Genomic DNA, 22939 nt, shown 5'->3' with positions numbered 1-22939 from the left:
GGCTAGCGCCGATATCCACGCGTCCGCCGCACAACCTCGATGCAGCCATCAAACCCGTTCCCGCCATCCGCCATCGTCGTCTCCTTCTGAATCCTCAGAACGAAACTCGCCGCTACGTCAGCGCACCAGAACCGTGGAAATCAATGGGACGGGAACGGCGCATACGGCCTTCGGGTTCTGGCTGAAGGCGGCCTTTGGCCAGCCGACGACCACCGGCACGACGCCCAAGACCCACACCTTCCAGTCGGGCAACTGGACCCTGCCCAGCATGGCGATTGAAACCGCCATGCCCGAGGTGCCCCGCTTTGCGATGTATTCCGGCTGCGTGCTGGATCAGTTGTCATGGCAGATGCAGCGATCAGGGCTGCTGACAGCGACAGCCCGGCTGGTGGCACAAGGCGAAACCATCGCCGCCGGGACTGCCGCAGGCACGCCCACTGCGCTGGGCCTGCAGCGGTTTGGCCATTTCAACGGCACGGTGAAGCGGAACGGCACGGCCCTCGGGAATGTCGTTTCTGCCGAGATCACCTATTCCAACAACCTCGACCGGATCGAGACCATCCGCGGCGATGGCCGCATCGACGGGGCCGATCCGACCATGGCAGCGCTGACCGGGCGGATCGAAGTCAGGTTCTCGGACAGCACCCTCGTGACCCAAGCCATCGACGGCGGCCCCTGCGAACTGGAGTTCGTCTACAGCCTCGGCGCGAACGCCAGTTTCACCTTCACCGCCCATGCCGTCTATCTGCCGATCCCGCGCATCGAGATCGCCGGGCCGCAGGGCGTGCAGGCCAGCTTCGACTGGCAGGCGGCGAAGGCCACCAGCCCGGCCCGGATGTGCACCGCCGTTCTCGTCAACACCCTTGCAGGATATTGATCATGATCCGACTGAACCTGACCGCCACGCCAGAATGGCTGGACCTCGCCCCCGGCCTGCGCCTGCTGGTCGGACCCCTGACCACCGCGCTGATGGTGTCGGCGCGCGCTGATCTGGCTGTGGAAACACTCCCGGAGGGTGCGACCCAAGAGGAAATGGCGCTGGCCATGGCCAAGTCCGTGGCCCGGCGCGCGGTGCTGGATTGGGAGGGTGTCGGCGATGATGCAGGCAATATCATCCCCGTTTCACCCGAGGGCATCGACGCCCTCTTGGAAATCTGGCCAGTCTTCGAAGCGTTCCAGACCCAATATGTCGCCAAGGGCCTGATCCTCGACGCGGAAAAAAACGTCTCCGCGCCCTTGCCGACTGGTCCTTCGGCGGGGGCGACCGGTACTGCGCGGCATGCGAAAGGCGCTGCCCTGACTGCCCCGCAAGACTGAACCGGCCCCGGACGCAAGACGGCTGGCAGGTCTGGGATCTTGTCGGCCGCCTTGGCGGGCAACTGCGGGTGGCCCCCGGCGCGGTGCTTGGCTGGGACATGGGGGCGGCGCTCGCCATGGCCAACGCGCTGGGCATCGACACCCTGATCGCTGCCGAACTGCTGCCCGAGATCGAGGCAGTGATGGTGCGCAAACTCAACGAACAGATGGAAGGAGGCCGCGATGGCTGAAAAGCGTGTGTCCGTCCGCCTCGTGGCGGAGGGCGGCCGTCAGGTGCGCGCCGAGTTGGAGGGCGTCGGCGAGGCTGGCGCCCGGGGCCTTGGTCGTCTTTCCCGAGAGATGGAGCTGGCCAACACCCGGCTTGCCGGTTTTGCGCGCCGGGCTGGCATCGCCATGTCTGCTGCCGCCGCTGCCGCCACCGCCTCGCTCGGCCTGATCGTCCGGTCCACCGCCGAGAGCGCCGCGCAAATTCGGCAGTTCGCACAGGTCGCCAATGCCACGCCCGAAGCCCTGCAGCGCTGGTCGGCCGGGGCGCGGAAAGTTGGCATTGAGCAGGAGAAGCTCGCCGATATCCTGAAGGACGTGAACGACCGGGTCGGCGATTTCCTGCAGACCGGCGGCGGGCCGATGGCCGATTTCTTTGAAAGCGTCGCCCCGCAGGTGGGTGTGACGGCTGACCAGTTCGCCCGCCTCTCCGGGCCAGAAGCCTTGCAACTCTACGTCGATACGCTTGAGCGCGCCGGGCTCAGCCAGCAGGAGATGACCTTCCATCTCGAAGCGATGGCCTCGGACGCCACTCGCCTCCTGCCGCTCCTGCGCAATGGCGGGGCGGAAATGGCGCGGCTGGGCGACCAGGCGTCCGACCTCGGCGCGGTGCTGGACACGGATGCCATCGAGGCCCTTCGGCGCACCCAAGTTGCTCTTGGCACCATGTCGCTGGTGTTCGAGGGCCTGCGCAACCGGATCGCCGTTGCTGTGGCACCCTCTGTCGAGGCGCTGGCCAACGCTTTCATCGCATTGGCGTCCGATGGCGGGATCCTGCGGACAGCTATCGACGTGCTGATCGGCAATCTTGGACGCCTCGCCTCCTATGCCGCGACCCTCGCCGCCGTCATGGCCGGGCGCTGGGTGGCGGGACTGGCAGCGGCAGCACTGTCGGTGCGCGGGCTTGCGACGGCACTGGTCATCCTGCGCGGGGCACTGATCCGCACCGGTATCGGCGCGCTGATCGTCGGCGCGGGGGAACTGGTCTATCAGTTCTCGCAGCTGGTTGCCCGGGTCGCCGGCGTGGGCGAAGCCTTCCGCCTGTTGGGCGATCTGGCGAAAGAGGTCTGGTCGCGCATCGGCCTGTCGCTCGATGCGGCCTTCGCCAACATGGCCGCTGGCTGGGAGCGGCTGAAAGCGGCCGGACTGTCGGCACTCGAAGGCACAATCGCGGGTGTGGTCAGTTTCGGCGACCGGACAGCCGCCATCTTCCAGGGGGCCTATGACGCCGCGGTGGCAATCTGGGGCAGTCTGCCCGGTGCCATCGGTGACTTTGCCTTCCAAGCCGCGAATGGGCTGATCTCGGGTGTCGAAGCGATGCTGAACGGGGTCGTCACGCGCATCAACAATTTCATCAACGGGCTGAACGCCGCGTTGGCCCTGCTGCCGGAATGGGCCACTGGCGAAGGTGGAGTGCGGATCGGCACGCTGGATCCAATAGAACTCAGCCGGATCGGAAACCCGTTCGAGGGGGCAGCAACCGCTGCTGGTGCTGCGGCGGCGGACGCCTTTTCGTCCGCGCTGTCCCAGACTTACCTTGAGCCACCCGACTTCGGCCTCGGCGCGATGGCCGACGATGCCCGCGCACGGGCCGATGGCTATCGCGAGGCCGCTGGCATGCTTGCCGATGCTGCCGGTCGACCGCTGGCCAGTTGGCAGGCGCTGAAGGATGCAATGACCGGCACCGCAGTGGAGGCCGAAGCGGCGCTGGCGGATGCTGCCGGGTCAGCCGATGCCCTCGCGGCAGGACTGAACAACACCGCGACCGCAGCCGATGGCGCGGGCAGCGCTGCGCGCAACGCTGGAGCAGCGGCAGCAGAGGGCGCGGATACGGCACTGACCGGCTGGCAAGCCGTCACTGCGGCGCTCGCCGATTATGCCGCCAAGGCGCGCGACATCGGGGGCGACATCGGGAGCACGCTGGTCAGCGCCTTCACCTCAGCCGAGAACGCCGTTGCCGACTTCGTCAAAACCGGCAAGCTGGATTTCCGCGACCTGGTCACCTCGATGATCGCCGACCTCGCCAAGCTGGCGGCACGTCGGTTCATCCTCGGCCCCATCGCCAATGCGCTGTCGGGTGCGCTGGGCGGTGCGGGTGGGCTGTTCGCCAGTATCCTGCACACGGGCGGCATGGTCGGATCGCCGGGCCCGGGTCGCATGGTGCCTGCGCTGGCTTTTGCCAATGCGCCGCGCATGCATTCCGGTGGCTGGGCCGGGATCAAGCCGGACGAGGTGCCTGCAATCTTGCAGCGCGGGGAGCGGGTGCTGTCGCGGCGGGAGGCGGCTGGTTACGGCCAAGCGGGCACGCCAGCGGTCAACGTCACCATCATGGCGCGCGATGCCGAAAGCTTCCGGCAATCGCGCACTCAGGTGGCGGCCGACATTGCCCGCGCCGTGTCGCTGGGCCGGAGGGGCATGTGATGGCGTTCCATGAAGTGCGCTTCCCCGACAACATCAGCCGCGGGGCGCGGGGCGGCCCTGAACGGCGCACCCAAATCGTGGAGCTGGCCTCGGGTGACGAGGAACGCAATGCCAGTTGGGCCAACAGCCGCCGCCGCTATGATGTGGCCTACGGCATCCGCCGTGCGGATGATCTGGCAGTAGTTATTGCCTTCTTCGAGGCCCGCAACGGTCGCCTGCACGGGTTTCGCTACAAGGACTGGGCCGACTACAAATCTGCCCTGCCGTCGCAGGCGATCACCGCGATCGACCAGCAGATCGGAACCGGGACCGGCAGTCAGCAGACCTTCCAGCTGGGAAAGCGCTACACCTCCGGCGCGCAGACTTGGGTGCGGACCATCGCCAAACCCGTCGCTGGAACCGTCTGCGTCGCGCTGGGCATGGTCGAGCAGATGTCAGGCTGGACGCTGGACACCACCACCGGCGTCGTCACCTTCACCACCGCCCCTGCGGGTGGCGTCATCGTTCGTGCCGGTTTCGAATTCGATGTACCGGTCCGCTTCGACAGCGACACGCTGGATGTCACCCTCGACTTTGAACGGCTCGGGTCGATCACCTCCATCCCGCTCCTGGAGGTCCGCAGATGAAAAACCTCTCCCCTGCGCTGCAGGCTCATCTCGACGATGGCACCACCACCCTGTCCTGGTGCTGGCGGATCAGCCGCGCCGACGGCGTGGCGCTGGGATTTACCGATCATGATCGCACCCTCAGTTTCGATGGCACTGTGTTTGAGCCGGAGAGCGGGTTCGCGGCTTCGGAAATCCGCGCTGGCTCCGATCTCGCCGTAGATGCGCAAGATGCGACCGGCGTGCTGTCCTCGGATCGCATCACCGAAACCGACATCCTCGATGGGCGCTGGGACAATGCGGCGGTGGAGCTGTGGCGGGTTAACTGGGCTGACACCAGCCAGCGTATCCTGATGCGCCGGGGCGCGGTCGGGCAAATCCGACGCGGGCGCATGGCCTTTGTCGCTGAGGTGCGCTCGCTCGCCCATGTGCTCGGCCAAACGGTCGGGCGCACGTTTCAGGCGAGGTGCGATGCTGCACTTGGCGATACGCGCTGCGGGATCGATCTGGAAAACGCCATCTACAAGGGCACGGGTGTAGTTACGGACCTGTTGCGCGACAGGGCCTTCATGGCCTCGGGGCTGTCAGGGTTCGACGCAGGCTGGTTCACGTCTGGCACTTTGACTTGGACCAGCGGCGCAAATGCGGGGCGGATCACCGAAGTGCTGGCGCATGGGCTGGATGGAAGCATCGCCAGCTTGACCCTGCTGGAAGCCCCGGTGCGCTCCGTAGCCGAAGGTGACACCTTCATCGCACGCGCAGGCTGCGACAAGCGCATCGCGACCTGCAGCGCAAAGTTCGCCAACACGGCCAACTTCCGGGGCTTCCCCAACATTCCGGGGCAGGATGCGGTCCTCCGGTACGCATCGCAGGACGGCAGTCATGATGGAGCAGTCCTGTGATGGGCATTCCGGGTCAGGGTGAGGCGGATCAGCAGACAGTCCGGGGGACTGTCTGCCCGCCGAACGGGCTGCGCTATGCCAGCCAGGACGGCGGCCACGAAGGAAACGTGCTGTGATGACCGCCGATCCCGCCTTAGTCATCGCCACTGCCCGCAGTTGGCTTGGCACGCCCTACCACGATCAGGCCAGCCTGCGCGGGGTCGGCTGTGATTGCCTCGGCCTCGCGCGCGGTGTCTGGCGCGAGGTGGCCGGGGATGAACCATTTCCGATCCCTCCCTACAGCCGGGACTGGGGCGAGTCCGGCCCGCGCGAGGTGCTGGCTGAGGGTGCGCGCCAGATGATGCCAGAAATCACGCCCGCTGAGGTGGGACCCGGCACGCTAATCCTGTTCCGGATGGCCCCGCGCGCAATTGCCAAGCATATCGGAATTCTGACTGCACCCGACCGCTTCATCCATGCCTATGAAAGGCTGGGCGTGGTCGAGGAAGCCCTGACACCAACGTGGGCGCGAAAGATCGCCTTTGCTTTCCTGTTTCCGCACCCCAGCAGCATCTGAGATTTTCATCCATGGCAACTTTGGTTCTCGGTGCCGTCGGCTCCGCGATTGGCGGCGCATTTGGCGGCGCCATCCTCGGCTTTTCCGGCGCGGCCATCGGTGGCTTCATCGGCTCCACCATCGGGTCGGTGGTCGACAACTGGATCGTCTCGTCCCTCGCCCCGGCGCAACGGATCGAGGGCGCGCGGCTGGACAGCCTGCGCATCACCTCCTCGACCGAAGGCGCGGTGATCCCGCGCCTGTTCGGCCGGATGCGCATCGGCGGCAACATCATCTGGGCCACCGATTTCCGCGAGGAGGTCAACACAACCAGCCAGGGCGGCGGCAAGGGCAGCGGGCCGAAGGTCACGACCACCGAATACCTCTACTTCGCCAGCTTTGCAGTCGCGTTGTGCGAAGGCGAGATCACCGGCATTGGCCGGGTCTGGGCCGACGGCAAGGCCATGGACATGACCGGCGTCACCTGGCGCTGGTATCCGGGGAACGAGGTGCAGGCACCCGATCCGTTCATCTCAGCAAAGATGGGAGCAGCCAACACGCCTGCCTACCGCGGCACCGCCTATGTCGTGTTCGAAGAATTGAACCTCAGTGCCTTCGGCAACCGACTGCCGCAGATCAGCTTCGAGGTGTTCCGGCCGCTCGCGGATCCCGACACCGCCGAGGGGCTGGTGAAAGCGGTGACGATGATCCCGGCCTCTGGCGAATTCACCTATGCGACGGCCCCGGTCAAGAAATCCACTGGTGCAGGTGGTGCAACTGTGGCCGAGAACCTGAATGCGATCACCGACACCGCCGACATCGTCGTGGCGCTGGACCGGCTGCAGTCTCTTGCTCCGGCTGTGAAAAGCGTCAGCCTGGTGGTGGCCTGGTTCGGTGATGATCTGCGGGCCGGGAACTGCAAGGTGCGGCCGGGCGTCGAGGTGGACACCAAAACGACGACGCCGTCGGCTTGGGTCGTAAACGGTGTCGCACGTGCGGACGCGTTTATGGTCAGCCGCGATGCTGAAGACCGTCCTGTCTATGGCGGCACGCCTGCGGATTTCGCAGTGGTGCAGGCCATTCAGGAAATGAAGGCCCGCGGCCTGCGGGTGACCTTCTATCCGTTCTTGCTGCTGGACGTCCCACCCGGCAACACAAAGCCGAACCCGTACAGCGCCAATGCCGCCACCTTCGGCCAGCCGACCTTCCCCTGGCGCGGCCGGATCACCTGTTCCCCAGCCGCGGGTTTTGCAGGATCGGTGGATAAAACCGCCACTGCCGCCACGCAAGTATCGGCGCTGTTCGGAACGGCGACGCCCGCCAACTTCACCGTCTCAGGCACCACTGTCAGCTGGACCGGTCCTGTCGGCGAATGGGGCTTGCGGCGGATGATCCTGCACTACGCGCATCTGTGCAAAGCGGCAGGCGGCGTCGATGGCTTCCTGATCGGGTCGGAAATGCTCGGCCTCACCACCATCCGGAGCGGGGCCAGCACCTATCCTGCGGTGACCGCGTTCAAATCCCTCGCCGCCGATGTGCGTACGATCCTCGGCGCTGGGCCCAAGATCGGCTATGCAGCAGATTGGTCGGAATACTTCGGGCACCATCCGGCCGATGGGTCGGGCGACGTGTATTTCCACCTCGACCCGCTCTGGTCGGACACGAACATCAACTTCATTGGCATTGATAACTACATGCCGCTGTCGGACTGGCGTGACGGGTTCGATCATGCCGATGCGAGCTTGGCCCCGGCAATCTACGACCGGGACTATCTGCAATCGAACATCACCGGCGGCGAAGGGTTCGACTGGTTTTATGCCAGCCCGGCCGCCCGGACAGCGCAAACCCGGACGCCGATCACAGATGGCGCGGCGGCGAAACCGTGGGTGTTCCGCTTCAAGGATTTGCGCGCCTGGTGGCAAAACCCGCATTTCAACCGGCCGGGTGGGGAAGAAAGCGCGATGCCGACGGCATGGGTGCCGCAGTCCAAACCGATCTGGTTCACCGAACTGGGCTGCCCAGCGATTGACCGAGGCACCAACCAGCCCAACGTGTTCTTCGACCCAAAATCCTCGGAAAGCTTCACTCCCTACTTCTCGCGCGGGTGGCGCGACGATGCGATCCAGCGGGCCTATCTGGAAGCCAGTTTTCTATACTGGGGCACGTCGGCGAACAACCCGGTGTCCTCGGTCTACGGCAATCGCATGGTCCATGTGCCCGAATGCGCCGCCTGGACGTGGGACGCACGGCCTTATCCGTTCTTTCCAGAACTGACCGATGTCTGGACCGATGGGCCGAACTGGCGGCTCGGGCACTGGCTGACCGGGCGGCTGGGCGCAGTATCGCTGGCGGCACTGGTGCGCCACCTTTGTCTCCGCGCCGGAATGCCCGAGGAATTGATCGACGTCTCTGGCCTATGGGGCGCGGTCGAGGGCTATGTGATCTCGGCATTGGAAGCCCCAAGGGCCTCGATTTCCACGTTGGCCCGGCATTTCGGCTTCGATGCGGTGGAAAGCGAGGGCCGCATCAAGTTCCGGATGCGCGGTAGGATTGCCAGCGCCACCGTCATTCCCGACAGCATGGTTTCCCCGGCCTCCGCACAAAGCGACGTGATGGAACTGACCCGCGCGCAGGAAACCGAACTGCCGCAGGCGCTGAAATGGCAGGTCGCCCGCGCCGACGAGGATTACGACGCGGCACAGGTCGAAGCGCGCCGTATCACCGTCGACACCACCCGCATCGCGTCCGAGTCTTTCCCGATGGCGATCCCGCCCGAGGAGGCCGAACGCCGCTGCCGTCGCGCGCTGATGGAGGCGTGGGTTGGTCGCGAAAGTGCCGTGTTCCGCTTGCCGCCCTCGCGTCTTGCGCTGGATCCTTGCGACGTCATCCTGCTCGACCACGATGGCCGCCTAACGGAACTGCGCCTGGTGTCCATCGCGGACTCCGATCTGCGCAGTGTCGATGCGGTGCGTCAGGATCGAGCAGTCTATGATCTGCCACCCGGCGAACCACGCCCTGCGTCCTTGTCGACGCCCACCGTGTTTGGCGCGCCGGATGTGGTCCTGCTGGACCTGCCACAGCTGCGCGAGGATCAGCCTGCGCACCGTCCGTTTGTCGCGGCGCATGCCAAGCCATGGCCTGGCGAAATCGCGGTCTACCGCAGCGCCGCGACGGATGGCTTTGCGCTGCTGACCACCTTTGGCACCCGGGCGCGCATGGGCGTGTTGGCGGCCGACTTCTTTGCGGGGCCGGTGTCGCGCTTCGATCTGGGTAATGCGCTGGTGGTCGATCTCTATTCCGGCACATTGGAAAGCATCACGGACATCACCTTGCTGGGTGGGGCTAATGCGCTGGCAGTCGATACCGGCGCTGGGCAATGGGAGATCGTCCAGGCAGGCGCGGCCGAGCTGATCGCGCTGGGGCGATACCGGCTGACCCGATTGCTGCGCGGCCAGCGTGGAACCGAAGGAGCGTTGGTTAGCATGGTGCCGACCGGCGCGCGGGTGGTGGTGCTGGACACAACCCTTGCCAGCCTGCCGATCTCCGAAGCCGATCTGGGTCTGCCATGGAACTGGCGCATCGGCCCGGCATCAAAACCGGTCAGCGACGAGACCTTTGTCGCCACCACCCTCACCCCTGAAGGCGCTGGCCTGCGGCCATTTTCGGTCACGCATGTCGAACAGCCGTGGCGCACCTCCCGCAATCCCGGCGATCTGACGATCCGTTGGAAGCGCCGGTCGCGATCACTTGCCGCTGACACCTGGGGCGCGGGCGATGTGCCTTTGGCCGAGGACAGTGAAGCCTACGAGGTGGAAATCCGTGATGGCAGTACCGTCAAGCAGACGCTGACCACCACCACAACGAGTGTCCTCTATACCGCTGCCCAGCAGTCTTCCGATTGGGGCGCGCCCCTCGGCCCCGGCCAATCCCTCGCTATCCGCATCTACCAGCTCTCGGCCTTGATCGGCCGAGGCGCTGCACGATCCGTCACGCTCACCTTCTGAAAGCAGGATCATGTCCGACATCACCACCCATCTCCTGCTACCCTACATCCTGGCATCGCAGGCGCAAAAGCATGTCACCCACAACGAGGCGCTGCGGCTGCTGGACGCCATGGTTCAGCTGTCAGTGCTGGACCGCACGCGCACGGTGCCGCCCGCCAGCCCGACCGATGGCGACCGGCATATCGTGGCATCGGGCGCGACAGGCTTGTGGGCTGGCTGGGACCTGAACGTCGCTTTCTGGATCGATGGGGTCTGGATGCGGCTGGTCCCGCGCCCCGGCTGGCTGGCATGGATCGCGGATGAGGCGGTCTTCGCCGTATGGAACGGCTCTAGCTGGGATCCGGTCGGCGAGCCGGTGGATGTGTCGGATGCCGTGTTCAGCCTGGTGAACGTCGCCGACCCGACGAAGAAAGCGCTGTTCTCGCTGTCCGGGATCTCCACCGGCACGACCCGGACCTTCGCCCTGCCGAACACATCGTCGGAATTGGCAATCCTTGCGGGCACCCAGACCTTCACGGGCAACAAGACCTTCTCCGGCACTCTGACCGCCTCGGGCACCGTCACGGTTTCGGCGGCCGCGGCCACCATCGGCACGGCGACGACGACCGCCACCTACGGCATGGGCACCGGAGCCACGACCACCGGCATCACCAAGACCCTGAACCTCGGCACCGGCGGGGCTTCGGGGTCCACCACGGTCGTCAACATCGGTTCCGCCACCGCCGGTGCGGGCGGAACAACGGTGGTCAATACGCCCACCGTCACATTCGCCAATGCGGTGACGCAGGTTGGCATGCCCCAGGCCAACCTGACTGCGCAGCTGCTGGGCCTCGGTGGGGCGACAGCTGACAGCTACAATCGCTTGTCGATGAACACCCCGGCGGTGCTGATCAACAACGCAGGCGCCGGGATCGAGGCGACAGTGAACAAGGCGGCGGCCGGGAACGATGCGGCCTTCGCCTTCAAGACCGGCTTCTCGGCGCGGGCGTTGATCGGCCTCCTGGGCAACGATGATATCAGCTTCAAGGTCAGCCCGAACGGCTCAGCCTTCTTTGACGCGATCCGGATCGACCGCACCTCGGGCCGGGTCGAACTGCCTGAACCGGTGGTGATGCCTGCCCTCTCCGCCGCTCCGGACCCGCCGCCTGCAGGCAAACTGGCCGTCTATGCCCGCGACCGCGCCGGGGCTGGATGGCTCGATGTGCAGCGCCCCTCGGGCCGGTTCTTTCCGCTGCAGCCGCATTTCGGGGTCAACCGGATCGCCACTTGGGCACCGTCCGCCAGCACAACAGTGAACACGAACGGCATGCCGCGTACGGCTGTCGGCACTGTGGCGACGCCGACATTGACCACCACAGGTCTGGCCGACAGCATGCGGCGATGGCGGGTCACCAGCGCGGCCACAGCAAGCGCGGTGGCCGAAGAGCGCTCTGCAGGCTGGGTCTGCTGGCGCGGCAATGCCGAGGGTCTGGGCGGGTGGAACTACGTCAACCGCCTGTCGCTGACCACCGTGCAGGCGACCGGGATGGGGTTCTTCGGGCTCTATGGTTCGATCTCGGCGCTGGCGACCACCTTGACGCTGGCTACCGTGCTAAACTGCATCGGCATCGGCTTCCAACGCGGCACCCACACCAACTGGCAGCTGGTGCACAATGATGGCGCAGGCGCGCCGACGCTGATCGACCTTGGGGCCAGTTTCCCGGTGGCCAGCATGACCAACGTGCTGACGCTCTTCATCGCCGCCGCGCCAAACGGGGCCGACATCGGCGTGCGGGTGGTCGAGGAGGTCAGTGGTGCGGCGGTCGAGTTCACCATCGCCACTGACATGCCAGCAGCCACCCAACTGCTCAGCCCACGCAACTACATGAACAACGGCGCGACGGCTGCAGTCGTCGCCTACGACTGCGCGGGCGTCTACGTCGAGACAGATTATTGAGGGATATCAACATGACTGAACGAACATCGCTCCTGCAAGAGGTCGGCCAAGCCTTCCGCGACAATGGCTTGACCGCAGCCATCACCGCACTGATCGGCGGTTTCATCGCCCTTTTGGCCGCCGTCACGCGCCGCGCCTTCACCAATGACGCGATGCTCGTCCGGATGGACCGTGAACTGCTGGCCGAGCGCGACCGCGTGGATCGCCAGCGCGCCGAAGACCGAAAGGGCGACGCCGACCGTCTGGAGCGCATCGAGACAGACATCCGCGCGATGCGGGATCTGATGTTCGAGGCGTTCCAGCGCGGCCGCACCGACTGACCATCACCCCAAGACCACCCCTGAACCTGTCCCCACCCGCCCTCGAGGCGGGTTTTGCATTTCTGGAGACCGACCATGCCGACCTCGACCTATGCCCATTTCCGCGACGTGCCTGAGAGCGCTTGGCGCTGGCCCAGCTTTTCCCCGGCTGAGATCGCCTGCCGCGGCACCGGCGCGATCAAGATCAACATCGAGGCGATGGACAAGCTGCAATCCCTGCGCAACCGCCTCGGCAAACCGCTGATCGTTCGGTCGGGCTATCGCAGCCCCAGCCACAACCGCGCCGTCGGCGGGGCCCCGGCCTCCAAGCACATGCAGGGCACCGCGTTTGATATCGCCATGTCGAACCACGATCCGGTGGCTTTCGCCGAAGCCGCACGCGCGGTTGGTTTCCTCGGCTTCGGCACCTATCCCCGCTCGGGCTTCATGCACATCGATCTCGGACCAGCTCGCAGCTGGGGCGAGCCGTTTCCAGTGCGCGGGGTGCCCTTTGTCGTGGAGACGCGCCCAGCGCGCGAGGCGCTTGCCGAGAGCCGTACGCTGCGCGGCACCGGGGCGGCGGGCGTGGCAACTGTTGGCGCAGCTGGCGTCGAGGTCGCGCAGGAGGTGCTGGCCGAGGCACAGGGCGCAGTTCTGCCGCTGCTGCCCTATCTCGACACGCTCCGCTGGCTCTTTATCGCGCTGGCGCTGGGCGGGATCGCGGTCGCCGTCTGGGCGCGGGTCGATGACTGGAAGAAGGGCCTGCGCTGATGTGTGGCTCTTTGCTGATCGGAGCCCTCGCCCGGCCATGGGCGCGGCAAATGGTGGCCCTCGCCCTTGCCGCACTCACCATCACCCTGTTCATCCTCAACTTTCGCCGCACAGCCGAGCGCGCTGGCCGCGCCGCCGAGCGGCTGGACCAACTGGAGCGTCACGATGCCGTTCACCGCCAGATGCTGGACGCAGCCGCGCGCCGCCCTCGCAGCCGCGACGATCTTCTTGACCGCCTGCGCGGCGGGGAATTCTGACACCCCGCGGCGAGCCTGCCCGCCTGTGGTGGAGTACAGCCGGGCCGAGCAGGCGCGCGTCGCGACAGAAGTGGCCGCGCTGCCCGGGGGGGCCGTGATTGCTGAATGGCTGGCCGATTATGCTGTGCTGCGCGCGCAGGCGCGGGCGTGCCAGACACCATGAACCGCGACACATCAAAATCGCCTTGGCCGGACGGCGCAGCGCGCACTAAGCTGGCTGCATGAACCACGACGACGAGAAGCGCATTGCGGCAAAGCTGGCCAAGATCATGGCCATCCTTTGCGTGCGCAACACGCAGCTCGAAACGCTGCATGCCGGCCTGACCCCCATCACGCGGACCGGCGACTACTCGGACGTCTTTGTTCTGGATGCCGATCGCCGCCGCATCCCCTGGACCGAAGTCTCGCGCTTCGATGAAGATGAAATGCGCGCGCTGATGCGCGACATCGTCAACCGCCTTTATACGTTTCACCTGCATGCGGACGAACCCAATCTCCAAGCGACCATCGAACGTTGGATGGGCGTTGCGGACACGTGGGATGCGCCGGAGATCGACCCAAGGATGATCAGCAGCAGCGCGAAGCCTCTATAAGGCGCGATGAACCCTGCAAGTGCGGGTGTTCATGTCAGGGCGGCCAGGCATGGGTCACGCGGGCATGAATTGGGAAAGACAGTGCTTCGTCAAGCACTTCAAATCCTTCACGTGTTTGCTCGACGGGCGGGTCATGTTCAATGTCGCCACGGACAGGATCGCCTCGGAATCCTTCGCCCCGATTGCATAGCGCTTGCAGATCGGATCGGGCGGTAGCTCACCATGGTGTGGATAAAGCAGCATGACATTCGGGCAATTGTACAGCTGGCTGTAGGCCATCAGCTGATAGACATCCCCTTGGCTGACACCCTGTTTCGGATCGTCGATCTGCGGGGTCATCCGCTTCCACTTGGTGTCGATAACCATCACGACCCGCTCACCCTGACGGATGATCACATCGGGCTTTGTCCGAAATCGGCCTGCCTCTCCTTCGAACAGACAGTCGCGATGGCCGCCTTGTGCTGCGACCCGCAGACCACTTCCGGCCAAGGCGCGGGGCAACAGACGGGCGACATAATTTTCGAACAGGGTGTTCATCTCGAAGAGCAGCGCGTGACCATCGACCGATCCCGCGCTGGTCTGCTGATGCCGGTCCGACAGGAACAGCCGTGCGAAGGACACAAGATCGCGCCAGCGTTGGTTGGTTCGATCAAGCGTGATCAGGTCCCAACGCAAAGCCTTGACCGGCACATCGGTAACATCGGCATAGGCGAAGCTCAGCTCGCGCAGCATCCGCTGATTGTCCGGTGCCTGAGCCAGGCGCTGCAGGCGTGTGATGGCGGCGCGCATAACTCGGTTCAGTGCGATATCAGGGGACAAGTCATCGAAACGGCAAGCCAGCTTTTGGGGCGCGACGGCGTGTCGCGAGAATTGCCGCGTGACATCCAGCCGACCGCGCAAGGCAGGCAGGTCGTCTTCATGTTCCAGATAGCGCCGGGGCATGCCTTGGCGCACAGCATCCGCAAGCCGTCTACAGAACAGCCGGATCAGCAATTCCAACACGGTGTCTCGTTGCCAGCCAAGCTGCGCCATCGATCCCGCATCGATGGGCAGGTCGTGCACGACCCCCAGCATGTGGATCAGCCGTGTGCGCAGGTCGGTGTCATGGGGCCTGCATTCACCCGGCCCTTCGATCTTCGGCAAAATCTCGAGCTGGCACCCCTGCGCTGCGATGACACCCACCACGCCACGGGCGCGCAGGCTCTTGCGGCCGTGCTCCAACACACCTTCACCTCCGCGTCCCGCGAAGGCGGACCGCTGCGCGATTGTCGCGATCCTGTCGGCCAGCACCTCAGGGATCGAATCCTTATCGTCCCCGTAGCCGATGCGCTGCCATTCACGCAGGGTGCGGTGGATCATGGGGCCAGTAGCCGCGTATAATCGAAGCCCTGCTCCACGCTGCGAACCGTCCAGCGAAACCGGGGCAGAGCCTCACCATTATCGAGCCCCGGCGGCGCATTGAGCGCCGAGCGGTTCAGAAACCCGCCGATGATGTCGTGGTCATGCGTTTCCAGATCGCCCAGCACTGCAGCGATCTTGGCCCAATCCTCGAAGAAATATTCGGCCAGAAGCGGGATCACCTTGTGGCGCATGACCTCGTCGAGGCCGGCGCGTGTTGCGCAGCCGGTGAAATAGGCATGCCCGATCTGGTGCTCGCGGTCATAGAGGTACTCGATGCGATCATTGATCGTGGTCAGTAGCATGGGTAAATTGATCTTAGTGCGCTCCGCCGCGTCTTTAAGAACGGCCGGATCAGGCATCAGCTCACGGAAGGTGAAACGCCTCCGCAGGGCTGTGTCCAGAAGCGCGATCGAGCGGTCGGCTGTGTTCATCGTGCCGAGGATGTGCAGGTTCGATGGAACCCCGAATTCATCCCCGGAATACGGCAGACGCACCTTGATCTGGTTCGGCTGACCGAGCCGTTTGTCGGGTTCAAGCAACGTGATCAACTCCCCGAAGACTTTCGAGATATTGGCACGGTTGATCTCGTCGATGATCAGGACGAAGCGTTCCGGGTCAGCTGGTCCTTCGACGTGCTGGCTGTTCATATAGCGTTCGAGAGCTGGCACGTTCAGTTCGCTGTCATAGAGCAGATAGATCGATTGCTGCATGAACCGGCGCGAGTAGATTTCATCGACGGGAACACCCTCGCGATCCACCCAGAGCCATTGAACCGCACGACGGTGGGCATAGTCACCTTCCGGTCGCGGCGCGAACTCGTATTCGCCGGTGAACAGGCCAATCGCACGAAACAGAGAATTGCCCTTCGATACGATGACGACGTCGCCTTTGCGGATCCAGTTGCGAAACCGAAACGGCATATTAACTGCGCCGGAACGGCCATCGATCTCACCGCTCTGCGCGCTCTTCGCCTTGCAGGCCTCAAGAATGGCCTCCCGGCTGGCATATTTTTCGTCGCTCCAGTCGATATCCTCAAATCCGAGAACCGCGTACCCGCCCTTGATCGCATCCTCGAACAGATGGGCATCCTCTGGATTATTCGCCTCGCCAATCGACATCTTGAACACTTGCCGTCCGGCGATCTGGACGCTGTCTGCGGTTGATGCGCGCCCTCGACTGGTCTCAGCACGCTTTGCTATGCGCCGAAATGTTCCCGGCACAGTTTCGAGCCTGAACCCGGCTGAAGCCGTGCTCTCTCCATCGTCGGACCCAGTCATAGGCTGCCTACCCTCGACGAAGTCTTCATAGGCCATTGACTGATGAAAGGTCACAAACTCGATCCGCCCTGCTGCCAACAGGCGCTGATACACATCCATCAACGCGCCGCGGTCAGCTGGCACCGGCTCACCACACAAGCGGACGGCTTCGGCTGTCGTGCTGTAGGTTTTTCCAGTGCCGGGCGGGCCATAGAGAATGAGATTTTGTGCCATAGCTGCGCCAACCCTATCTGTTGTCTCGATCTCAGTCTCGGCCGGTTCGGCCGCTTCCCATAGGCGTGCCAAAGCTCGGGCCGCAGTAGGTTTGATCAGGATGCCCGAGGATTGCGGGCTCCAGTCCTGACCCGCAATCTTACTGGTCAACATGTCCAACGGCACAAAAGCATCCAGCGCTGGATCCCGAATATCCTCGAATTCGACATCGATGAAATCAGCAGTTTCGCCAGCTTCCGCGCGCGCCTTGTCCCAATGGGTGTCGGGGTAAGGCGCTTTAGCCACCCTGCCGCGGGCGATCACGCCGCGTGGATCCTGCCCCGTTCGGAGGAGGTATACGCGGTCGTCAACCTTCGGTTTCTTCGAGCTGGTCCGCCAGGGATGCGTGACAGTCTCGCCCGCAACCGTGGTAGCGCGGTCTTCCGCGAAGGACTGCCAGTCCCACTTTGCGGGGTTCCAACTGACCAGATAGGTCGCCCCGCGTTCCCGCCACTTGCTTTCAATATCTGGCTCATAGAAGTCGATCGCCCGGCCATGCTCGGAGTCGAGCTTCTTTCGCAGCTCCCCAATGGCTGCATCGAGTGAGCCCGTGTCCATCTTGTTGGCATCCCGACGGGTGACCACGCCGAAGCCTTCGAGGATTTCTCGCTTGTGACGCGGGCTGGAAATGCGCTCAAATTCATCAGGAAACAGACGATGCGGCAGGATATGGCGCAATTGCCGCCCTTCTACCCCCGGCGCGGCGTCAAGGAACGCGGTGAACCGGTTTGACTGCGCGAGATTTTCCTCGCGTTGATCAGGCGGCAGCTTCTTCCAGAGCTGAAGCGCTCCGATCAGAAAGCTCAACTCGCGCCATCTGTGGTTCTTGTAGGCCTGCCCCGTATGGCCGAGACCTTCGAGAATATCATGATTCAGGAAAGTGACGTCATCGGGCAGGTCTTCGCCGGACCAAGCCCACATCTCTTTGATCCGCTCGACTTTCGTCGAGGCATTCATGTCGCTGGGGAAAACGAACAGCAGCCAGTGCAGCTCGGCCATGAGTTTGCGACTATCGGGCGAGCCCGCCCCAACCTGTTGCCCAAGTTTGACATAGTATGTGCCGTCACCTTCGTCGGGGTTCTGGACGAATGAACGATCAAGCTCTTCCAGGTTCTCGGACGTCCAGAGCGTTAGGCCGGGCTGCAACAGGGATCCATCGCGCAACAAACATTCCGCTGCAAATTCGCGCATTGCGGGATAGAGTTTGCTGTTGTCATGATGTGGATTAAACCTCGCCATGCAGTCTCGTCCTTCCAGAAATTGTATTTCTCAAACAGCAGATTGTTCTGCTCTGCCGTGGGGGTCTGATTATGCCCGAGCGTGGCATATCCCGTACTTATTCACTTGGAACCTGAAGGCGCAACTTCAGCCTTGTTCGAACATACTGAAATTGACGGCTTGCCTGCACCTTGCGATCACGCGCTGCCCGAGAAGCCAGCTTTGCCCGAGAGCACTCAGGGCTCGAAACGTTTCAGATAGGCTTCAATCTCTCCAACCAAGCCCTGATCAACCCCTGCCTTTGCGCGCAATTCACCCAGAGCGTCCTGCGCTTTCGCCAAGCCCGTCCACTCGATGTCCGGCGCATTGGGCGCAGACCAGCGTTCACGAAGCCAAGCATCAAATTGACAGCGCTCTTCCGGTGAGAGCAGCTCTGGCGCATGCGATGCGACAAGGCGTCGACCCAGCTGGCGCAGACGCGCGTCGGTGAGGGTCGCGGTAATCTCCTGACGCCGCCGCCAGTCCGCGCGCCGGAACTCGGTCAGCAGGGCTTTGTCAGCGTGGCTATAGAACCCGCCGAAGATCTGCTTTTCAACTGGGGGCGGTGGGGCTGCTGGGTCTTCTGGGAAGCGCGCGGCCAGCGCCGTGCCCACGCGGCTTCTGAAATCGGGCGACTGCGCGATGACCTCTGCGCGTTGGATGTGCACGGGGCTCGGGTTGGGCACAGTGAGAAGCGCGGGCGACTTGTTGATGGCGAGAGAGCGGATGATCTTCGGCGTTGCGTCCACCGCAGCAAAGATCGTGGCATCGTCGGCTGCCAGCAGGTCAGCCGGATCGGCAGCATCCAGATCGAAAAATGCGGCCTGACTAGTGTTGCTGGCTGACGTGCCACAGAAGCAGCCGATCGTGGCGCGGGGCGGGCCACCGCCAAAACGCTCGACCAGTGCCAAGGGCTGAAAGCTGGCAAGCCGGGTCTGCACGGCAGCTTTGTCGCGGTTGGAGAGGATCTCTGCCCAAAGCTCGGGCGCGCGCTGGGCGATCAGGCGCGCAAGATGGATGGTCGCTTCGACATCGCCAAGCGCATCATGGGCGTTGTGGGCGACAAAGCCGTTCTGTGGGGCCAAAAGATCGAGCTTGAAGCGCACGCGGCCAGTTTCATCCACCGGCCACTTGAGCAGATCAGGCTGGCGATACCAGACCGCATAGAGCGATGTGAGCACATCAAGCCGCGTGTTGCCATTGAACTGGGTCGCGAAGATGTCGGGCTGCAGGTTCTGGTAGAATGCCTGGCGCAGCATCTCCTCGTCGAAATGGATGCTGTTGAACCCGGTCCAGGTGCTGGGCGACCAGCGTTCGATCAAGGCCGCGATCTCTTGGGTGAACTCAAAGAGGCTCGGCAGGCTAGGATCAAGGAGTTGCGCTGGGCGCAGGCCGGTGACTGCAAGCGCCCAAGGCGACGGAATGATGTGCGGTGCGATCCGGCAGCGCAGATTGACCCGCTCTATTTCCCTGAATGCGTCATCCGTCAGAATGGCTGCGAATTGCAGGGGCTGGTCGAAGGCGGGCGAGATGCCGGTGGTTTCAAGATCATAAAACGCAAATGTCATGAACGCAGCTTAGCGCACCGCGTGTTAACCGTCATCCGTCAAACACAGGGAACTGCCGGGCAAGCGATCATGGTTGCAGTCGAGTCTGGTTGCGGCACAAGGTAAAGAGGCACAATTACTAGGCCCAGTTCTTTGATTCGACTGCAACAACGCCCATTTTTTGGTTTCCTCGCTGATCCCCTCGGCAGGTCCGCTCGCGTCCTAGAGCTGGATGGAGATCACATTCGGGTCACACGACGCGGCCAGGTTACCACCATGCCGTTACAGTCGATGGCGGGCGCAGCTTCTCTTCGAAAGGGGATGCTCGGAACCGCATTGATCATTCGCTCGGGAGAACTTGGCGCTGTAGTGCTGAAGGGTGCGGGTCACCAAGAAGCCCATGAATTTTCGGCGCAGGTCACAGTAGCGTGGACCCGCTTCAATCTCGCGGCCCTCGATAAGGAGGCCGCGCGACTGGATCGGATGCTCACCGAGGTGCTGTCGCTGGCGGCACCTTCCCGATACCCTGCCGCGTGTCGGATTGCACCCCTGCTGGATGATGCCCGTGATCTGGAGGCGTCGCTCCTTTCGAAGCTGAATATTGAGGCCATCGGTGTCGAGGCCGTTGCGCGTATTGCGCCCGTTCGGAAGTTCGCAGCCGACCCGCGAACAGCACGCGCCAATGGCATTGCCACCTTTGTCACCGCGGAACTGGACCGATGGAAGGATTTCTTTGACACCATCGAAAGCATGCCGCTGACGCCGGAACAGCGCCTTTCGGTTGTTGTCGACGAGGATGCAACGCTGGTCCTTGCCGGGGCAGGATCCGGCAAGACCAGTGTCATCACCGCCAAGGCCGCATACCTTGTCAAGGCGGGCATCCGCCAGCCGGAGGAAATCCTGCTTCTGGCCTTCGCGAAGAATGCGGCGGAGGAAATGTCGGAACGGGTCGAGGCCCGATCCGGCGTGCCCATCGTCGCGCGGACCTTCCACGCGATTGCCTACGACATCATCGGGATCGTCGAAGGGTCCAAGCCCGCCTTGGCAGATCATGCCACCGACGACATGGCCTTTAGCAACCTGATCAAGCAGATACTGAAGGACCTAGTCTACCGCCTGTCAGAGGTGTCGAAGGCGATCATCCAGTTCTTTGCGCATTTCCTGGTCGAGCCCAAGACGGAATGGGACTTCAAGACCAAGCATGACTTCTACACCCACATGGAGAGCCAAGACCTGCGGACGCTGCAGGGCGAGAAGGTCAAGAGTTACGAGGAACTCCAGATCGCCAACTGGCTTTATGAAAACGGCGTCGACTACGAATACGAGCCCCTCTACGAACACAAGGTTTCCGAGATCGGCAGGCGCGATTACCAGCCCGATTTCCGCCTGACCGAAAGCGGCATCTACATCGAGCATTTCGGAGTGCGACGCGAGAAGGCGCGGGATGGGAGCGAAAGGCTGGTCACGGCGCCCTTCGTGGATCGTGACGAATACCTAGCGGGCATGGACTGGAAGCGGAAGGTCCACGCCGAGCATCAGACCACCCTGATCGAGACCTACAGCTATGAACGGCAGGAGGGCCGCCTGCTGACCGGCCTCGCCGAAAAGCTGGCGCCGCATTTCACCCTGAACCCCCGGCCAGTCGACACCATCTATGACCGGATCGTCGAGTTAAAGCAGGTCGATGACTTTTCCAAGCTGCTCGGAACCTTCCTGCGCAAGTTCAAGAGCGGCGGTTACAGCTTGCAGGACTGCGAGACCAAGTCCGACCGAATGAAGCTTGGCAAACGCGCCCGGGCGTTCCTCGATGTATTCGCGCCGGTCTTCGAGGAATATCAGAAGCGTCTGGAGGGCCGGATCGACTTCGAGGACATGATCTTGCGTGCCGCGCGCTATGCGGAGGAAGGCCGTTATGTCAGTCCGTTCCGCCACATCTTGGTCGACGAGTTCCAGGACATCTCGCAAAGCCGGGCCCGGCTGGTGAAGGCGCTGAAGGCCCAGCATCCGGATGTCCGCGTCTTTGCCGTAGGTGACGACTGGCAATCGATCTTCCGCTTCGCGGGGTCCGACATCCACCTGATGCGCCATTTTGGACGGGAGTTCGGGGGTCGCTTCGATGGCGAGACTGGCGTGCACAGAACCGTCGATCTCGGCCGCACCTTCCGGTCGGTCGACCAGATCGCCTTTGCCGCCCGCACATTCGTTCTGCGGAACCCTGCCCAAATCGACAAGAAGATCGTCCCGGCCGGGACCGCGACCGAACCGGCCATCAGGGTTGTCACGGTGTCCAAAGGTGAGGATGAGGCGAAGCTGAACGAGCTGCTTGCCGCCCTGTCTGCCGCCGCGGCGCTCGAGGCCAAGCCCGCGACGGTACTGCTCCTAGGCCGCTATCGTTTCAACGAACCGGACATGCCGGGTCTGCGGCGTCGCTTCCCGCGGCTGAAGATTGAATTCAAGACCATCCACGCCTCGAAGGGGCTGGAAGCCGACCACGTCATCCTGCTCAGCGCCGATAGCGGGCGCATGGGGTTCCCGTCAGAGATCGTCGACGACTCCCTCTTGTCCTTGGTCTCACCGGAAGAGGAGGCATTCCAGAACGCAGAGGAGCGGCGCGTCATGTATGTGGCGATGACGCGGGCCCGACATACCCTGACGATCCTTGCCTCGAATGCCCGACCGTCATCCTTTGTGATCGAGCTTCGCAAAGACCCCGCCTACGGAATATCGACAGCCCCCGGAGCTGAACCCGAGGCTCACGTCTGCGGCGAATGCGGCGGGCGATTGCTGGGCGTGACCGGGCAGGATGGCCGCATCTGGTATCGCTGCGAGCATGTGCAGCATTGCGGAAACCTGCTGCCCGCCTGCCCGTCCTGCGGTACGGCTATACCACGCCAAACCGAAGGGACAGGCGAAGTTCGATGTACCTGCAGTGCCAGCTATCCGACCTGCCCAGACTGCGAAGATGGCTGGCTGGTCGAGCGGAGTGGCAGCTATGGGAAGTTCCTTGGGTGCGTTCGCTATCCAACCTGCACCGGAAAAGCGAAGATTTCAAAAGGCGAAGGGCAGACCACGACGAAGCCACTTCGCCGGAAAAGAAAGTAAACCGCCCGACAGCTCCTGCAGGATGCCGTGGCAGAAATGCGATACTTCGAACAGACCGCTTCCTGCACCTAACGCTGAGGACTCCATATCGACGTGCCCGGCCGAGGCTGTCATCTAATCGCATGTCGTTCTGCAAGGTCTTTCTTGGCGATGGGACATCGTTTGCCGGGAGCAGTGTCATCTTCGCGGTCGACATTAA

At 63.6% G+C, this 22939-nt stretch carries 17 protein-coding genes; 14 read left to right on the top strand and 3 right to left on the bottom strand.

Translation table 11 applies throughout. The features are described from left to right. The first annotated feature begins 13 nt into the window (after positions 1 to 13). The 13 genes from ABS73_RS15610 (at position 14) to ABS73_RS15545 (ending at position 13904) form a co-directional block, all read left to right on the top strand. Positions 14 to 877 carry a phage tail tube protein gene (locus tag ABS73_RS15610; RefSeq protein ID WP_353743342.1) on the top strand — a complete coding sequence of 288 codons (864 nt, stop codon included), beginning with the start codon at positions 14 to 16 and terminating at the stop codon, positions 875 to 877. A 2-nt stretch (positions 878 to 879) separates the two neighbouring features. Further along, positions 880 to 1317 (top strand): phage-derived protein YdaY family protein, encoded by a 438-nt coding sequence (locus ABS73_RS15605; protein WP_277022414.1) that lies wholly within the window; start codon positions 880 to 882, stop codon positions 1315 to 1317. Positions 1318 to 1385: 68 nt separating this feature from the next. Next, entirely contained in the window at positions 1386 to 1547 is a 162-nt protein-coding gene (locus ABS73_RS15600) for a DUF7697 family protein (protein WP_277022413.1), read from the top strand. Beyond that, positions 1540 to 4002, top strand: a complete 2463-nt coding sequence (locus ABS73_RS15595) for a phage tail tape measure C-terminal domain-containing protein (RefSeq protein ID WP_277022392.1) — start codon at positions 1540 to 1542, stop codon at positions 4000 to 4002. Before ABS73_RS15600 ends, ABS73_RS15595 begins: the two co-directional genes overlap by 8 nt. Next, positions 4002 to 4628, top strand: a complete 627-nt coding sequence (locus ABS73_RS15590; RefSeq protein WP_277022390.1) for a DUF2460 domain-containing protein — start codon at positions 4002 to 4004, stop codon at positions 4626 to 4628. Before ABS73_RS15595 ends, ABS73_RS15590 begins: the two co-directional genes overlap by 1 nt. Next, positions 4625 to 5509 carry a phage/gene transfer agent baseplate hub protein gene (locus ABS73_RS15585; RefSeq protein WP_277022387.1) on the top strand — a complete coding sequence of 295 codons (885 nt, stop codon included), beginning with the start codon at positions 4625 to 4627 and terminating at the stop codon, positions 5507 to 5509. The genes ABS73_RS15590 and ABS73_RS15585 overlap by 4 nt, the downstream gene beginning before the upstream one ends. Before the next feature lie 115 nt (positions 5510 to 5624). Next, positions 5625 to 6065 (top strand): NlpC/P60 family protein, encoded by a 441-nt coding sequence (locus tag ABS73_RS15580; protein ID WP_277022384.1) that lies wholly within the window; start codon positions 5625 to 5627, stop codon positions 6063 to 6065. An 11-nt stretch (positions 6066 to 6076) separates the two neighbouring features. Next, the gene (locus ABS73_RS15575; RefSeq protein ID WP_277022381.1) at positions 6077 to 10048 is read left to right on the top strand and encodes a baseplate multidomain protein megatron; all 3972 of its coding nucleotides are present in this window, start codon (positions 6077 to 6079) and stop codon (positions 10046 to 10048) included. Between the two features lie 10 nt (positions 10049 to 10058). Beyond that, a complete protein-coding gene (locus ABS73_RS15570; protein WP_277022378.1) occupies positions 10059 to 11984 on the top strand; it encodes a DUF2793 domain-containing protein in 1926 nt (641 codons plus the stop codon). Between the two features lie 11 nt (positions 11985 to 11995). Then, entirely contained in the window at positions 11996 to 12304 is a 309-nt protein-coding gene (locus ABS73_RS15565) for a hypothetical protein (protein ID WP_277022416.1), read from the top strand. Positions 12305 to 12379: 75 nt separating this feature from the next. Continuing rightward, positions 12380 to 13054: a YcbK family protein gene (locus tag ABS73_RS15560; protein WP_277022377.1), complete on the top strand. Its 675-nt coding sequence runs from the start codon at positions 12380 to 12382 to the stop codon at positions 13052 to 13054. A 50-nt stretch (positions 13055 to 13104) separates the two neighbouring features. Next, the gene (locus ABS73_RS15555; RefSeq protein WP_232831535.1) at positions 13105 to 13311 is read left to right on the top strand and encodes a hypothetical protein; all 207 of its coding nucleotides are present in this window, start codon (positions 13105 to 13107) and stop codon (positions 13309 to 13311) included. Positions 13312 to 13532: 221 nt separating this feature from the next. After that, positions 13533 to 13904, top strand: coding sequence for a hypothetical protein (locus ABS73_RS15545; protein WP_277022368.1), 372 nt, complete (start codon positions 13533 to 13535; stop codon positions 13902 to 13904). 54 nt (positions 13905 to 13958) lie between these two features. On the opposite strand, the gene ABS73_RS15540 is transcribed toward ABS73_RS15545, so the two are convergent. From ABS73_RS15540 to ABS73_RS15530, 3 genes are all read right to left on the bottom strand, one after another. Then, positions 13959 to 15263, bottom strand: a complete 1305-nt coding sequence (locus tag ABS73_RS15540) for an McrC family protein (protein ID WP_277022365.1) — start codon at positions 15261 to 15263, stop codon at positions 13959 to 13961. Then, entirely contained in the window at positions 15260 to 18073 is a 2814-nt protein-coding gene (locus ABS73_RS15535) for a DUF8426 domain-containing protein (RefSeq protein ID WP_277022362.1), read from the bottom strand. The genes ABS73_RS15540 and ABS73_RS15535 overlap by 4 nt, the downstream gene beginning before the upstream one ends. 215 nt (positions 18074 to 18288) lie before the next feature. Continuing rightward, a complete protein-coding gene (locus tag ABS73_RS15530) occupies positions 18289 to 19659 on the bottom strand; it encodes an exonuclease domain-containing protein (RefSeq protein ID WP_277022360.1) in 1371 nt (456 codons plus the stop codon). A gap of 132 nt (positions 19660 to 19791) precedes the next feature. Between ABS73_RS15530 and ABS73_RS15525 the strand changes: the two genes are divergently transcribed. Further along, positions 19792 to 22740, top strand: a complete 2949-nt coding sequence (locus ABS73_RS15525; protein ID WP_277022358.1) for a UvrD-helicase domain-containing protein — start codon at positions 19792 to 19794, stop codon at positions 22738 to 22740. Positions 22741 to 22939 lie beyond the last annotated feature (199 nt).

Origin of the sequence: Paracoccus sp. SCN 68-21 (assembly GCF_001724535.1) — a bacterium.
GTDB lineage: Bacteria > Pseudomonadota > Alphaproteobacteria > Rhodobacterales > Rhodobacteraceae > Paracoccus > Paracoccus hibiscisoli.
This window is presented reverse-complemented; position numbering and strand designations above follow the sequence as displayed.